Here is a 15885-nt window from a genome sequence, read left to right on the forward strand (position 1 = left end):
AGTCAACATGCTAACTAAAATTCTAGTCGCGAACCGTGGTGAAATTGCCTGCCGCGTGATGCGCACCGCAAAGAAATTGGGCCTAACCACAGTGGCAGTTTATTCTGATGCAGATGCCAATGCGATGCATGTGAAAACAGCTGACGAAGCCTATCATATCGGTCCGGCACCATCTAAAGAGTCTTATTTGGTTGCAGACCGAATTCTTGAAGTCGCCAAAGCGGCGGGCGTCGATTGTATCCACCCAGGTTATGGTTTTTTATCTGAAAATGAAGTATTTGCCAAAGCGTGTGAAGCAGCAAACATTGCGTTTATTGGTCCGTTGGCAAGCTCTATTGAAGCGATGGGGTCTAAGACCCGTGCCAAGGAAATCATGCATGACGCTAATGTGCCTTTGGTCCCAGGGTATTATGGCGACAAACAAGACGATGATTTCTTACAGGCAGAAGCTGAAAAAATCGGCTTTCCGGTACTTATCAAAGCCGCTTACGGCGGTGGTGGTAAAGGGATGCGCGTGGTACGAGAAAGCAGCGAGTTTTTATCGGCACTACATGGCGCTAAACGTGAAGCTGCAGCGAGTTTTGGCAATGACTTAGTGCTGCTTGAGCGTTTTGTTGATAAGCCTCGTCACGTTGAAGTACAAGTTTTTGCCGATAGTCACGGTAACTGTGTTTACCTCGGTGATAGAGACTGTTCACTGCAGCGTCGTCACCAAAAAGTGATTGAAGAAGCGCCCGCCCCAGGTTTGAGTGATGCGATGCGCAAAGCTATGGGTGAAGCGGCAGTACGCTGTGCGCAAGCGATTAACTATCGCGGCGCAGGTACAGTAGAGTTCTTATTATGTGGCGATGAGTTCTTCTTTATGGAAATGAATACTCGCCTGCAAGTAGAGCACCCAGTGACAGAAATGGTAACTGACCTCGATTTAGTCGAGTGGCAACTGATGGTTGCTGCGGGTGAACAGTTACCGCTGACTCAGGAGCAGGTTTCGTTATCTGGTCATAGTTTTGAAGCGCGCATTTACGCAGAAGACCCTGAAGAAAACTTTATGCCGTTTTCTGGTGTACTTTCACACCTTAGCTTTCCTGAAGCCAAAGATGGCGTAAGAATTGACACAGGCGTACAACAAGGTGATGAGATCAGTCCATTTTACGATCCTATGATCGCCAAGCTTATTGTTCATGGCAAAAATCGTGAACAAGCCTTATTAAAGTTAAAATCCAGTTTAGAACAAGTGCACTTGTGTGGCTTGAAATCCAACATTGCATTTTTGCATCACTTAGCAGGCCACCCTACTTTCACAGCTGGTGCGCCTGATACCCACTTTATCGACACACAAACTGAGGTATTAACTCAATCGAATACGCCGCTGGATAAAATGGTGTTATTAGCAAGTGCGGCCTACCTTAGCCACCAACAACCATGTAAAAACACGGTGTGGGGAAACTTAGGCTTTAGGCTTAACCAAACCGCGAAGGTGGATTTACCATTTGCAGATCACGTCGCCTCGGCTTATCAATCTCAAGGTGGTTGGAAGGTTTCGTTTAACGAGCAAATCCACCAAGTTGAATGTGAATTAAATGGACACCAGTTAACAGTGTTGATTGATGGTGCACGATTACACGCCAGTGCCATTGTTACCGAAGCCGCGATCACGATTATGTATGGTCCGTATCAACATACCGTTGAACTTAAGTCAAAGCATTACATTAGCGATCATGAGCACGAAGCCGCACCGCTGGCTGCGCCATTGAACGGCACCGTGGTTAAGCATTTGTTAGCCGTCGGTACTCAAGTCAATAAAGGCGATGCCGTGGTGATAATCGAAGCTATGAAGATGGAATATACGCTCAATGCACCATTTGATGGCACGCTAACTTCATACTGCTTTGCAGAAGGCGAGCTCGTCAGTCATGGCGATATGCTGGCGATTGTTGAGGAGCAAGACTAATGTCTCAGTATCCGGCTAAGGTCAAAATTGTAGAAGTCGGCGCACGTGATGGCTTACAAAATGAGCTCAGTGTTGCCACAGAAGCCAAAATCTCGCTGGTTAACACATTAAAAGACGCAGGTCTCAAGCACATTGAAGCAGGCGCGTTTGTATCACCCAAATGGGTGCCACAAATGGCCGACTCTGCTGCGGTTATTCAAGGCTTTGAGCGTAGTGAAGGCGTTGAAATAAGCGCTCTAACGCCGAACCTTAAAGGCGCAGAGCTTGCACTTGAAAATCAAGTCGACGAATTTGCCATTTTCACTGCCGCCAGTGAGGCATTTACGCAAAAAAACATCAACTGCACGATTGAACAAAGTATTGAACGCTTTCGTCCCGTTGTTGAACTTGCACAAAAAAACAACATAAAAGTAAGAGGTTATGTTAGCTGCGTGGTTGGTTGCCCATATCAAGGTGAAGTACAACCAGAGCAAGTTTTAGCTGTATGTAAACAATTGTTGTCACTTGGTTGTTATGAAATCAGCCTAGGCGACACCATAGGTGTTGGTACACCTAAAAAAGTCCAGCAGCTGCTCACCTTGTTACTGCAACATATCCCTGCTGACAAGCTTGCGGTGCATTTCCATGATACCTACGGACAAGCATTAACGAATATTCACACGGCCCTGCAAATGGGGATCGCAACTGTCGATAGCGCCGTTGCAGGTCTCGGTGGTTGCCCTTACGCCAAAGGCGCGTCAGGAAATGTTGCCACTGAGGATGTAGTTTACTTACTGCAAGGGCTTGGCATTGAGTGTGGAATTGATTTAGAAAGGCTAGCAAAAGCAGGATGGACAATTTGTGATGCGCTAGGCAAGACACCAAGCAGTAAAGTGTCGTTAGCACTCAAACAAACTTGTCAATCTTAAAACAATAACATTATTAGGAGTGGGCTTATGGCCGGTTTCGATAAAGTCGTATCAAGCTACAGCGAAGCGATGGCGGGTCTTAAAGACGGCGATACCATCATCGCAGGTGGCTTTGGTTTGTGTGGTATTCCAGAAGGCTTAATTGCAGAAATTAAGCGCCTGCAAACAAAAGAACTTACCGTGGTTTCAAACAACTGTGGGGTCGACGACTTTGGTTTAGGTATTTTGCTCAAAGATCGTCAAATTAAGAAGATCATCGCCTCTTACGTTGGTGAAAATGCGCTGTTTGAACAACAACTTCTCGATGGCATTATTGACGTTGAATTAACACCACAAGGTACGCTTGCAGAGAAGATGCGCGCTGGTGGCGCTGGGATCCCAGCTTTTTACACGGCAACAGGATACGGTACTCCCGTTGCTGAAGGTAAAGAAGTAAAAGAATTTGATGGCCGACCATATATTTTGGAAGAATCAATTACTGGTGAATTTGCCATTGTTAAGGCTTGGAAAGCAGATCGCTATGGCAACTTGGTGTTCCGCCACACAGCAATGAACTTTAACCCAATGGCAGCGACAGCCGGAAAAATCACCGTCGCGGAAGTTGAAGAAATTGTGGAACCGGGTGAGCTTGAGCCGAGTCAAATCCACACCCCAGGTATTTATGTCAATCGCGTGATCAAAGGTGACTTTGAAAAACGTATTGAACGTGTCACAACGCGCAAATAGGAGGCAATCATGGGTTTAAATCGTGAACAAATTGCGATGCGCGTGGCGCAAGAGCTTGAAGACGGTTACTACGTTAACTTAGGCATAGGTATTCCAACCTTAGTGGCTAACTACGTGCCAAAAGGCATCGAAGTGATGCTGCAATCGGAAAATGGCTTGTTAGGTATGGGTCCCTACCCAACCGAAGACCAAGTTGATGCCGATATGATCAACGCGGGTAAAGAAACCGTGACAGCAGCGACAGGTGCAGCAATTTTTAATAGTGCGGAAAGCTTTGCCATGATCCGTGGTGGTCATGTAGACTTGACGGTACTAGGTGCATTTGAAGTTGATCAACAAGGCAATATCGCGTCTTGGATGATCCCGAAAAAATTAATCAAAGGCATGGGTGGTGCAATGGACTTAGTTGCTGGTGCACGCAACATCATAGTGACCATGACCCATGCTAGCAAACACGGCGATTCTAAATTGCTTGAATCATGCACATTGCCGCTAACCGGCGTAAATTGTGTAAAGAAAATCGTAACAGATTTAGCTGTGTTAGAAGTAAAAGACGGCGCATTCCATTTGCTAGAACGCGCACCGGGTGTTAGTGTTGATGAAATAATCAGCAAAACTGCAGGCAAGCTTATCGTCGATGGTGAGATCCCTGAAATGCAGTTTGAGGCGTCGTAAGACACACCCTAACTTACAAATGTACCGACCTCATTCCCAGTGCCAAAGGCGCTGAGTTACCCAAAACCCCTCGCAAGAGGGGTTTTTTTTCACATGCCATCGAAGGAAAACTCTTTACTCTACACCACTCTCCATGTCTAGTTGATGAATGTGATGATTTTTAAATAAAAAATTCAGTAGCCATTTACTTTTCAATCTCACCCCCTAAACTAGTAGAGATAGTTTTGGTTGGCATTGAATATTCACCTGCCAGTACAGCTTAAAACTAAAGAGTTGCTGCTTTGAAGCATCGACTGAATATCAAGTTGACACAATATATTGATACCATAGCTTAGTAGCATAACGGTTCGGTTGGTTTATCTTAATTACAAGTATTGAGGCAGTATACTGTCGCTGTAACTAACATAAACCCATCATATATTTAGATAGTCATTCGGCTGATATGGTTGAAACGCATAAAACGAATGAATACGCTAAATAATCTAAACTAGACTAAGTAGTTTTTGTGGCTTATGGCTAGCATTTTTTATGGCTGATAAAGTCATTCTAAGCCGCTAATGATTAGCATTAATAGCCAGATTACATTTTGCTTTGTTGCATAGTTAGTTTATGTCGAATTGTTATCAACCATTGTCTAGCGATTAATTCAGTATATCAGCTTGGTGTCGTATCACGATGAGAACAACAAGAGGATATCATGGGCAATCACCACGATAAGTACAGCATCGATAATACAGACTACACCGTTGGACAAGACAATGTTCAAAAGTGGGGGTTTGACGTACATAACCCTGTATTTGGTGTAAGTGCAGGATTAATACTGGCGTTTTTAGTCGCCGTATTATTAGTTGATGCAAACACAGCTAAAACCACTTTAGACGGCATAAAGTGGGATATCATAGGTAACTTTGATGCCCTATTTATGTGGTCTGGTAATTTCTTTGTCCTATTTTGTTTGGTGCTCGTTTTATCGCCTTACGGTAAAATTCGTTTAGGTGGTGAAAACGCCAAACCAAGCTACACTCGGGCGTCTTGGCTGGCGATGCTATTTGCAGCAGGTATGGGTATTGGTCTGATGTTTTGGGGTGTAGCGGAGCCTGTCGCCTACTACACAGGCTGGTACAAAACACCGTTAAATGTTGCAGCAAACACTCCTGAGGCAGCAGAACTTGCGATGGGCGCGACCATGTACCATTGGGGTTTGCATCCTTGGGCCATTTACGCCGTCGTCGCGCTTTCTTTAGCATTCTTTGCCTACAATAAAGGCTTACCACTGTCGATCCGCTCAATCTTTTATCCTATTTTAGGGGACAGAGCTTGGGGTTGGCCAGGCCATATCATCGATATTCTCGCCGTTCTTGCTACCTTGTTTGGCCTTGCGACATCACTCGGTCTGGGCGCACAGCAAGCCGGTGCTGGGATCCAACATGTATTTGGCATAGAAGCAGGTCTCGGTCTAGAAATTGCCGTGATTGTGGGTGTTACTGCCCTTGCGATTATTTCGGTTGTTCGCGGTATTGATGGCGGTGTAAAGCTACTTAGTAACGTTAATATGTTAATTGCATTTGTGTTACTAGTATTCGTTGGCATTGCAGGTTTTGCGATTGCCATGGGTAATATTCCGACGACTTTAATGGCCTACGTTGAAAATATCATTCCACTGAGTAATCCGCATGGTCGTGAAGATGAAGCATGGTTCCAAGGTTGGACCGTATTTTATTGGGCATGGTGGATTTCTTGGTCACCGTTTGTCGGTATGTTTATCGCACGCGTTTCTGAGGGTCGCACCATCCGCGAGTTTATTACCGCAGTATTATTAATCCCGACATTGGTAACCGTGATCTGGATGTCAATCTACGGTGGCCTTGCTATCGATCAGGTAAAAAATGGCATTGGCGCTTTAGGTACTGATGGCTTGACTGAAGTACCACTTGCGATGTTCCAAATGTTTGAAAACCTACCTATGAGCGATTTACTCTCGTTCACGGCGATTGTACTTGTACTGGTTTTCTTCATTACCTCGTCGGACTCAGGTTCTTTGGTTATCGATAGTATTACCGCTGGAGGTAAAATAGATGCCCCAGTACCACAACGTATATTCTGGGCAAGTATTGAGGGTGCAATTGCGGCAGCGCTACTTTGGATCGGTGGTAAAGAAGCAATCGAAGCACTACAAGCGGGTGCTATTTCAACAGGTTTACCGTTTACTTTTGTACTACTACTGATGTGTGTAAGTTTAATCCTCGGGCTTCGAACTGAGCCTAAAAGTTAATCAACTTAACTTATGCAATTAAAAAATCGGAGCAATATTTGCTCCGATTTTTTTGTTATTTGGGTTTAGCTCCACCAGCGTTTCACTATGTCTGAAGGGTCTAAACAATATTGAGCTTGAGCTTGAAATAACTCCGCCGTTGCTAATGCGTCGGACAAGGCATGATGTGGCTGATAATAGGGAAGCCCATAGCGCTTTCTGCAGTCAGCTAAGCGTACCGAAGGAATAGGTTTACGTTTGAGCTTATCAAGCCAGCTTCTGGCGTTGTTTATCGCTGACTTTTCAATTTCCATCGTATCAATCACTGGAAACTCAATACCCTCACCCAATCTTGCTTTTAGCGCAGAATTGAAAAATGACTTCTCGACAAACTGATAGTGCACCACAATGACTTTACCATGCAACGAAGCAAACACCTCTTCAAGAATATCTTGCAGATCTGGCGCGCTTTCGACTTGTGAGTGTGTGATCCGGTGCAGTACCACAGACTCCTCAGCCAGCGGACTGGTTGGCTTCACTAACCAATGCTTGGCTTGAGCCAAGCGGATCCGTCGTAAGTCAAATGGCACTACGCCAACGCTCACAATGTCATCGATGTTTGGGTCGAGCCCTGTAGTTTCAAAATCAAGGGCAACAAACTCACACTGACTCAATTGCTGGTAAGGATCTACCACTCCTTGCTGATAAAATGCTTGAATTCTTGGGTCTTGCGACGTTTTTGCCAAATGCTGAAAGCGATTTGGCCATGACATAATCTCGCCTTGCATGTTACACCGCTACTTCATCATGGATTTGTTTTGATAGCGAAACTTTAAAAAGCTCTGTGCTTTGTCTAACACGCCAAAAGCTTCTTTAAGATTACGCTGTTCAAAATCAGAGAGTGTTTCTGGTGGCAAGCTGTTATCAGGCTTTTCGCCCTGCTCAATTTGCCATGCTTGGTGACGAATACGCATGATGGCGATGTATTCAAGCGCAGCTTGCAGATCTAGCACCTTGCCCTTTGGCAGTATATTTGCCTCATCAATATCTTCTAATCGCTCGAAGGAGTTTTGTTTTTTAGAGCCAACGCCAAGGGCATGCACTCGAACCAAATCTGAAAGCGGTGCTGTGCCACGGCGTTTAATGTTCATCGAACGCCTGTGCTCGCCGTCTTGCTCAAGGACAAAACCATTAAAAAATCCTAAAGGCGGTGTCCTTCTTAGCGCATTATGTGCCATCGCAGCCAAAAATTTTGGGGTATTTTTGGCCTTTTTACTGATAAAAGCGGTAAGTTTCTCAGCCCATTTTGTTTCACCCCATACGCCTTCCAGATCAAAGAAAATCGAACTATTAAGCAAAGCCTCAGGGCTTGGGTTTTCTATCCAGTCTTCAAATTGTGCTAACCATTGACTGTAAGTTAGACGCCAAGCAGGATTGCTGGCCATGATCCCACCATCGCAATATTTATAGCCGCAATTGGCTAGACCATCACACACAAACTTAGCCAACTTTTCGAAGTAAGCCCCATGCTCAGCGAGTTGATAACTGTCATCCAAGATCAGTGCATTATCCTGATCGGTCACAATTAATTGTTCGTCCCGAGCCATTGAACCAAGGGCAATAAAGCAGTAAGGGATTGGTGGCGGACCTAATTTTGCTTCCGCGAGTTCAAGTAACTTGTGTTTAAACGTTTTACCTATAATTGACATCGCAGAACCAATCATGTGTGAATTGGCGTCTTCATTCACCATACGAGTAAAAATTGCAGGAAGCTGCTTGGCGTAGCTACTCAAGTCTTCAACACTCTGCTGGTCCATTAGCCCTCTAACAAACAACAGGCTGCTTTGAGATTCATAGCGCAAAATATCGGATAGCGCGACCACTCCTATCGGTTTACGCTTATGAACAACGGGCAAATGATGCACATTGTCTCTTAGCATCAGCATCATGGCTTCGAAGACATAGGCATTGGAGTCAACGATAATAAGATCGGTCGACATAATCTCAGAGACTGGAGTTTGATAATTCAGCCCCTCTGCGACTACTTTTGTGCGAAGATCTCTGTCACTGATAAGGCCAACCACCTGACCATCATCTTCATCTGGATCTTCGACAACAGGTTTCTCGGGGTCATAGATAAGTAGTGATGACACATGCTCTTTTGCCATCACTTGAGCTGCCTGCTGTACCGTAGCGTTGCGTTCAACGTACACCACATCGCGTAGCAATAGTTTACGCACTTTGGCCGTGGTCAAATCATTGCTGTCGGCTTGCTCAGAAACCGTGATTTTTAGTCTAGCATTATCGTCAGCTTCAAAATAATCAGCAAACGCTTCATAAACGTCGCAATACTCATCAAAAATGCCAACGGGAATACAATACACCAGTGTATCTTCAAGGCTTTGAGCGCCAAAACGAACTTTACGATTCATCAATAACCCACGCTGGCCAAAGATCCCACCTGTGGAAATACGATTGTATAACTCACCTGAGCGCCGATAAAGCTCGACAGCACCAGATCGGATCACATACAGGTAAGTGATCTGCTCTCCATATTCCAAAATACCGCTGCCCTCTCGGTAGTAACCTACTTCGACTTGGCTTGCGAGTTTATGTAGTGCCTCTTGAGGCAAATCCGAAAACGGCGGGTAAGCTACTAAAAAATTGGCAATTTCCTGATGTTCAACTTCCATGGTTTTCCTTGATATAAAAAGGAATTTAACCCTATTGTGGGCAACGAGGGATAAATTTGCAATGAAAGTCGGTTTAACTAAGGCTGCAGCAATTGTTTTTTCCACTGCTCACCACTACGCTCATAAGACTCTCTAAGATGTAGCCGAGTCTCAGCAAAAGTGAGAAACTCTATGGAAATAGGGTTGATGCAATAGCCACCCCAATTTTCGGGTCTTGGAATTGGATTCGTGCTATATCTTAATTCCGCAATTCTTAATTTTTCAGTCAGATCACTTTGATCTCGCATAATTGCACTTTGGTTAAATGACGTTGTGGTTAGTTGAGCATCTCTAGAGCGCCCTTGCCAATATATATCCGCATCTCTATCTGAAATCTTCTTTGCTCTGCCAACAATACGGACCTGATACCCAACATGATCCCACCAAACTGTCATCGCGATGTTAGGAAGATTTTCTAAATGCTTGCCTTTCGCAGAATCGAAATATGAACAAAATACAAAGCCACTCTCATTAACCGCTTTCAAATCAACAAATCTACCTGTAGGAAACCCATTTTCATCAATTGTTGAGACACATACCGCATTGGGCTGATTTAATGGATTGTTTTTCAGAGCTTGCTGCCACCAAGATTCAAACTTTTCGAGTGGATTAATCATTATTATTATCCTGATTATTTTTCATCGGTTCCATAATGTCATTAATATCTACCACATTCCACGGCAAACCTTTTTGCCTGTAGATCCGCTTACCTTGCTTTGTATAATCACCAACATCATGCGGTAAGCGCTGACCAACTACAATACAACGTAATGTAACATCGCTATTGTTTACTAACTTATGAGGCTTACCACAGGCTCTGTATCCTATGAAATCGCCTTCACCAACACCAATTACCTCATCGCCAATGTACGCTTCAGCAGTGCCTTGCAATATATACACACATTCATCCTCGTGATAATGCATATGTGTTTCAGTCGAATCGAACCCCGGCTGGATTTCTATGATGTGAAAACCGAATCCTGTTATACCAGTTAAGTCTCCAAGTGATTTATTGAGCCTCTGCGCATTTGGGTTCAGAAAATGAACTCTTTTTTCCCCTTTTAATGCTTCGATTTCAGCTTTACTTACAATATATTTTTCCATTTCTTCAAACTCCTTATGTTGGGCTTAACCTAAAGGTATGTGTTTAAAGGATATTAGCTTAAATTACAGCAATTGAACTGCTTTCAATTACATCCATAATTTGACCTAGGTCACTTTAAAAACCAGCAAAACCGCCTCATACTAGTTATCTATAACTATTCGCAACAGGAACCGCACTCATGACTTATGAAGTCAATTTCGACGGCTTAGTAGGGCCAACACATAATTATGCCGGATTATCTTATGGTAATGTCGCGTCACTTTCTAACGCTACCAGTGTTTCTAATCCAAAAGAAGCGGCATTGCAAGGTCTTGAAAAGATGAAAGCAATGCATGATATCGGCCTAAAACAAGGGATATTTGCACCTCATGCACGCCCGAGTTTAGCTCCACTGCGCCGTGTTGGCTTTTCAGGCACCGATGCTCAAGTACTTGAAAAAGCATATAAACACGATCCTATATTGCTTCGAGCTTGTTACTCTGCCTCTGCAATGTGGACGGCAAATGCGGCGACTGTATCGCCTTCTATTGATTCCAGCGATGGCAAAGTACATTTCACAAGTGCCAATTTAAACTGCAAATTTCACCGTTCAATAGAGCCCGAAACCACCACAAATTTACTTCGTGCTATGTTCGCTAATGCGCAATATTTTGCACATCACCAGCATTTGCCTGAGCAGCCTTTTTATGGCGATGAAGGTGCTGCAAACCACACTCGTCTCGCCGATAGCCATGGCAGTAAAGGTCTACAATTATTTGTGTACGGTTCAAGTGGCTTTAACAGCGATATAAAAGGTCCTACTAAATATCCTGCTCGGCAAACATTAGAAGCAAGTCAAGCGATTGCAAGGCTACATCAATTAGATGATAAGCAAGCAATTTTTATCCAGCAAAATCCAAATGTGATTGATCAAGGCGTGTTCCATAATGACGTCATTGCGGTGGGCAATGAGAATGTGCTGTTTTGCCATGATCAAGCCTTTATTGATCAAACCTCCAGTCTAACTAAAATTAGACAAGCGTATATCGGCGAAAAGCCTTTGCATATTGTAGAAGTTCCGACGCATGCAGTGAGTGTTGAAGACGCAGTAAAAAGTTACCTATTTAATTCTCAATTGATCACCTTGCCATCAGGCGAGATGATGCTGGTTGCACCGGAGGAATGTGCGAAGAATGATAACGTTGCCGCATACATCGAATATATGCTCGGTGCAAAAAATCCGATTTCGCAAGTACGCTTTTTTGACTTACGCCAAAGTATGCAAAATGGTGGTGGACCTGCATGTTTGCGATTACGTGTAGCACTCAATGAAGCTGAGCTAAAAGCGGTAAATCCAGAAGTGATGATGAGCGAAGACAAATTTATTCAACTAAGCGCGTGGGTCAATAAACATTATCGCGATAAAGTCACGGAGCAGGATTTAGCTGATCCGAGCCTTTTGCAAGAGTCCTATGCTGCACTAGATGAACTCACCCAACTACTCAATCTTGGTAGCGTTTACGACTTCCAACGCGCCTAATTTCAAGTTTTGCTTGTCAAACTGCAATTAATCTGAGGTTTTAAGGGAGTGATTTCACTCCCTTACTTTTTAGCAAGTACATTAACCGCCCACGTCTCAAGCATACCGTCGCTATTTAGCGTTACTAAGGTGTCTGGGTTTGGGACATACATATCGACTACCGTTGCTCCCTCACTTTCAGTATGAATAGACCAAGTGCCTAATTCTTCCCCGCTCTCATAGCGCCAGATGGAGAGGTGAGATTTTGACGATGATGTCGCGAGTAAGCCTGAGTCAGAAATAAATTTAGCCTTTCTAAACATCTTAAAACGGGCCATATACTTTAGCTCACTGAGCTGTTTTCCAGACTCAAAGTCTAGTACATGTTGCGCATTCAACCCATCTGAGACGAATAAGTGCTTGCCATCATGACTCACTGTTAAACTGGTAACACGATGACTAAATTGATGCTCATATAAAGGTTCTGGTGAGGCAAATTGCCAAAGGGCAACCAACCCATCTTGTGCGCCGGTAACAAAATAGTCGCCACTATTATCAAACGCCAAATGCTCTATCGGCCGAGTATGTGGCATAAAACGATTGTTTAACTTCGTGAATAGATCCGCCATATTGAGTGAGCCATCATCCATCGCAACAAGCAAACGCTGGTTGTTATGGGAAAGCGCTAAAGCAGAGATTGAAGCAAGTGGACTCACCCCTGCAAAAGGTACGTTCGTTATCAACTTTTGCTTTGGAACAGACCAAATTGAGATAAGGTTTTCACCTGCCACGATGAGCATTTCCTTATCATCTGACAATAAAACTTCTTTGACTGGTGTTTTTATTTTGTCTTTGGGTACTGAGAATATGACAGACTGATTGGCATTGTCATAAATATGGATTTCAGCATGACTGTCTAATGTTACGCTCCACTTTCCATCTTTAGAAAAGTGTCCAAGTATTATGCCATTTTGCGTCAACTGGCTTGTTACCCCTTTACTAATTTCAGGCTGCGATCCACACCCTACTAAAAATAAAGCGAACCAAGCTAGTGATATTAAACGAGACATCTTAAACCCTTAGCACATAATACATTTATTTCATTTACTGACTTTACATATCGGCCGTTAGCAGACAAACTTAACTTATTGTGAATAATTTTAGACTGCATATGATGTATTTTAGCATGACAAAGTCACTTATTAAGCAAACTTTCGTTGTCTTAGCCGCAATGATTTTACTCTCAGCGTGCGGCTCAGAGGATAATGTCAGTGGTGACAAGGACACTCCTGGATATGCCGCAACAATGTATTTTGACGCACTCTATAATCAAAAAGATTTAGACGCTGCAATGAAAATCGCCACTCCCCGTCACGTGCGTATCATGCGCTCTTACGGTACTGCGTCGCAATTCGCCAGAAATTTAGTGAATATGCAATACGATGAAGTCACCATAGAAGTTGATATGACCAATCAAAGTCTGCGCGAACAGTATGGCGACAGCGCAAAAATTAATTTAATTTTTACAGGTCAGCTCCACGGTGAGCAAGTAGACGACATGCGTAGTGTTAGTATGGTACGCAAAAAAGGCAAATGGTACGTAGACAAAGTACTACCAGACCCCTTTGCACGTTAACTCAAGAATAAGAAAGGAAAGCCCCGTTGTCGGGGCTTTTTTAACAAATTAGCCAATATCCTCTGTCACAACAAACTAGTTGGGCGCTTTTGCATCAACAGCAACAGCTTTTGCAACCAGCGTTTCAATACAAAAGATGGTTTCAGAACTCTTATCATCAATCACGTTGTCATCCATTGCGATACTGAGTTTTTCATTCAATGTTTTACCCACCAGTTTCACGCTATTTTGTTTACACCACTTGCGATATTTTGCCATTAGTGGAGCATGCGCCTTTTCCAGTAAATAAGCATGCTCAACCGTATCTATCGCAGAGTGTTTTACCACGGCGCACAGATGCGAGATACGTTCTCGGGTCGAGTTGTGATCAGAAACATTGCTACATACCTGCACCGCCAATTTATCGCTCGGCGCTTTGATCCAATTACCAACGGGAAACGCCAAACGTTTTAACAAAAATGCCAGAGGTGCTGCGGTAAAGTTATCGCAAAATGCATAAATAGCCTTACTTGCTTCGTTAAGACAGTGATCTAAGGCAAACTTTACCAGCGGTAAGTCCCCTTGTTGACGGCCATCATCTTCGTATTTTTTTAATACACACGAGGCGATGTAAAGAAAGCTCAGGACATCTCCCAATTTTGCAGAGAGCATTTCTCTACGTTTTAGTGAACCGCCTAGCTTTAACATAGCAATATCACTATACACTGAGAGCGCTTGGCTCAACCATGTTAGACGTCGGTAATACGCCGCCACATCACCACTCACTGGCGCACGTTCGAAACGTGCTAGTGTGAAGCCATTAAAAAACGCCTTGAGCCCATTCACAGAGGTATGCTGCAAGTGTTTGCAAAGCACTTCATCAAACTCTTTCAAAGCGATTAATTGATCTTCTTGCTGTACGATACTCATTTCTTTCAGTATGAAAGGATGGCAACGCGTCGCACCTTGACCAAAAATCATCAAGCTTCGAGTTAAGATATTGGCGCCCTCAACGGTAATAGAAATCGGCATGCCCATGTAATTGTGAGCAAGATAATTCATTTCCCCCATTTGAATGGCTTTACCGCCATGAATATCCATCGCATCATTTAATGCTACCCTTGCATGCTCTGTGAGGTGATACTTGGCAATCGCAGTGACTACCGAAGGACTTTGCTTTAAATCAATTGCCAACGCAGTGGTTTGTCTCACCGCTTCAATTAGATAGCTATAGCCGTAAATTCTGGCTAACGCGCTTTGCACTCCTTCAAAGGCAGAGATGGGTACACCAAATTGACGACGGACACCGGCATAAGCCGAAGTCGTTCTGGCACTTAATTGAGCGGTTCCCGCGCTCAGTGCTGGCAAAGATATCCCCCGCCCAGCACTTAAACACGACACCAGCATGCGCCACCCTTTGCCGATACCCGCTTGTTCGCCTATCACCCAAGCCATTGGAATAAAAACATCTTCACCACTGGTTGTACCATTCATAAAGGCTTGCCCCAGCGGGTTATGTCGATCTCCTGTTTTTACGCCTTCATGTGTAGTCGGAATAAGTGCACAAGTGATCCCAAGCTCTACTTTATTTGAAAGCAATTGATCCGGGTCGTAAACCTTAAACGCAAGTCCTAATACATCAGCGACGGGCGCCAGCGTGATGTATCGTTTTTGCCAAGTTACCGCAAGTCCAATTTGCTTTTCTCCCTCAAATTCTCGCTCACACACAATCGCAAAGTCTTGAATGCTACCAGCATCGGATCCTGCCTCTGGCGAGGTCAATGCAAAACAAGGTAGCGCCTCACCCGAGGCAAGCTTTGGCAGCCAAGTATTCTGCTGATCATTGGTGCCATAATGAAGCAGCAGCTCTGCAGGGCCTAAACTATTTGGCACCATCACGGTTACTGCAGTAGACAAACTACGGCTGGCTATTTTTGCAACGATGGTGGAGTTCGCCTGAGCACTGAACTCCCGACCTCCAAAAGCCTTTGGAATAATAAAAGCAAAAAAGCCCTTTTCTTTTAAAAATTGCCAAACGTCTTCAGGCAAGTCTTGAGCCTCAGATATTTTTTCTTCATCAAGCATTTTTAGCAGCGTATGTAATTCGTTATCTATAAATGCCTGTTCTTCATCGCTCAGCTTTGGCTTATCATTGCTCAACCACTTTCGCCAATTCGGCTTACCAGAAAACAACGCGCCATCCCACCAGATACTCCCTGCTTCCATCGCTTCTCGCTCGGTTTGGGAGAGTTCAGGTAATGACGTTTTGAAATAATTGAAGAGCGGTTTAGTGATCAACTTAACCCTGATATCACGGACACAAAATACCACCACAATTGCCAATATCACCAATAAAACTAAAGTCATATGCACTCCTTTTTGCAGGCTTCAAATACGGCCTTTTGATACAATTGACTGCCTTAA

13 protein-coding genes are annotated in these 15885 nt (G+C 44.0%); 7 read left to right on the forward strand and 6 right to left on the reverse strand.

Annotation, left to right across the window (positions count from 1 at the left end; genetic code table 11):
- Window positions 1–7: 7 nt before the first annotated feature.
- From NO992_RS03720 to NO992_RS03740, 5 genes are all read left to right on the forward strand, one after another.
- Entirely contained in the window at window positions 8–1951 is a 1944-nt protein-coding gene (locus tag NO992_RS03720; RefSeq protein ID WP_371374464.1) for an acetyl-CoA carboxylase biotin carboxylase subunit, read from the forward strand.
- On the forward strand, window positions 1951–2859 hold the full coding sequence (locus NO992_RS03725) for a hydroxymethylglutaryl-CoA lyase (protein WP_253105086.1): 909 nt from the start codon (window positions 1951–1953) through the stop codon (window positions 2857–2859). Before NO992_RS03720 ends, NO992_RS03725 begins: the two co-directional genes overlap by 1 nt.
- A gap of 27 nt (window positions 2860–2886) precedes the next feature.
- Window positions 2887–3585, forward strand: a complete 699-nt coding sequence (locus NO992_RS03730; protein WP_010378612.1) for a CoA transferase subunit A — start codon at window positions 2887–2889, stop codon at window positions 3583–3585.
- Between the two features lie 9 nt (window positions 3586–3594).
- A complete protein-coding gene (locus NO992_RS03735; protein ID WP_010378611.1) occupies window positions 3595–4260 on the forward strand; it encodes a CoA transferase subunit B in 666 nt (221 codons plus the stop codon).
- 697 nt (window positions 4261–4957) lie between these two features.
- Window positions 4958–6532 (forward strand): BCCT family transporter, encoded by a 1575-nt coding sequence (locus NO992_RS03740; RefSeq protein WP_017219496.1) that lies wholly within the window; start codon window positions 4958–4960, stop codon window positions 6530–6532.
- 65 nt (window positions 6533–6597) lie between these two features.
- Here NO992_RS03740 and NO992_RS03745 read toward each other — a convergent pair whose 3' ends face one another.
- From NO992_RS03745 to NO992_RS03760, 4 genes are all read right to left on the reverse strand, one after another.
- Complete coding sequence (locus NO992_RS03745; RefSeq protein ID WP_371374468.1) at window positions 6598–7299, reverse strand: 3'-5' exonuclease; 702 nt, start codon at window positions 7297–7299, stop codon at window positions 6598–6600.
- A gap of 9 nt (window positions 7300–7308) precedes the next feature.
- Window positions 7309–9204: a DUF294 nucleotidyltransferase-like domain-containing protein gene (locus tag NO992_RS03750; RefSeq protein ID WP_371374471.1), complete on the reverse strand. Its 1896-nt coding sequence runs from the start codon at window positions 9202–9204 to the stop codon at window positions 7309–7311.
- 77 nt (window positions 9205–9281) lie between these two features.
- Window positions 9282–9860: a pyridoxal 5'-phosphate synthase gene (locus NO992_RS03755; protein WP_371374474.1), complete on the reverse strand. Its 579-nt coding sequence runs from the start codon at window positions 9858–9860 to the stop codon at window positions 9282–9284.
- Window positions 9853–10347, reverse strand: a complete 495-nt coding sequence (locus NO992_RS03760) for a cupin domain-containing protein (RefSeq protein ID WP_017219500.1) — start codon at window positions 10345–10347, stop codon at window positions 9853–9855. Before NO992_RS03760 ends, NO992_RS03755 begins: the two co-directional genes overlap by 8 nt.
- 179 nt (window positions 10348–10526) lie before the next feature.
- On the opposite strand from NO992_RS03760, the gene astB reads away from it, so the two are divergent.
- On the forward strand, window positions 10527–11867 hold the full coding sequence (astB, locus tag NO992_RS03765) for an N-succinylarginine dihydrolase (RefSeq protein WP_371374477.1): 1341 nt from the start codon (window positions 10527–10529) through the stop codon (window positions 11865–11867).
- Window positions 11868–11929: 62 nt separating this feature from the next.
- Here the strand turns inward: astB and NO992_RS03770 are convergent, their stop codons facing one another.
- Window positions 11930–12916: a WD40 repeat domain-containing protein gene (locus NO992_RS03770; RefSeq protein ID WP_253105078.1), complete on the reverse strand. Its 987-nt coding sequence runs from the start codon at window positions 12914–12916 to the stop codon at window positions 11930–11932.
- Window positions 12917–13032: 116 nt separating this feature from the next.
- Between NO992_RS03770 and NO992_RS03775 the strand changes: the two genes are divergently transcribed.
- Window positions 13033–13482 carry a hypothetical protein gene (locus NO992_RS03775; RefSeq protein WP_371374481.1) on the forward strand — a complete coding sequence of 150 codons (450 nt, stop codon included), beginning with the start codon at window positions 13033–13035 and terminating at the stop codon, window positions 13480–13482.
- Between the two features lie 75 nt (window positions 13483–13557).
- On the opposite strand, the gene NO992_RS03780 is transcribed toward NO992_RS03775, so the two are convergent.
- Entirely contained in the window at window positions 13558–15828 is a 2271-nt protein-coding gene (locus NO992_RS03780) for an acyl-CoA dehydrogenase (RefSeq protein WP_371374484.1), read from the reverse strand.
- Window positions 15829–15885 lie beyond the last annotated feature (57 nt).

It is taken from the genome of Pseudoalteromonas sp. DY56-GL79 (assembly GCF_041414765.1).
In the GTDB taxonomy this organism is placed as follows: domain Bacteria; phylum Pseudomonadota; class Gammaproteobacteria; order Enterobacterales; family Alteromonadaceae; genus Pseudoalteromonas; species Pseudoalteromonas piscicida.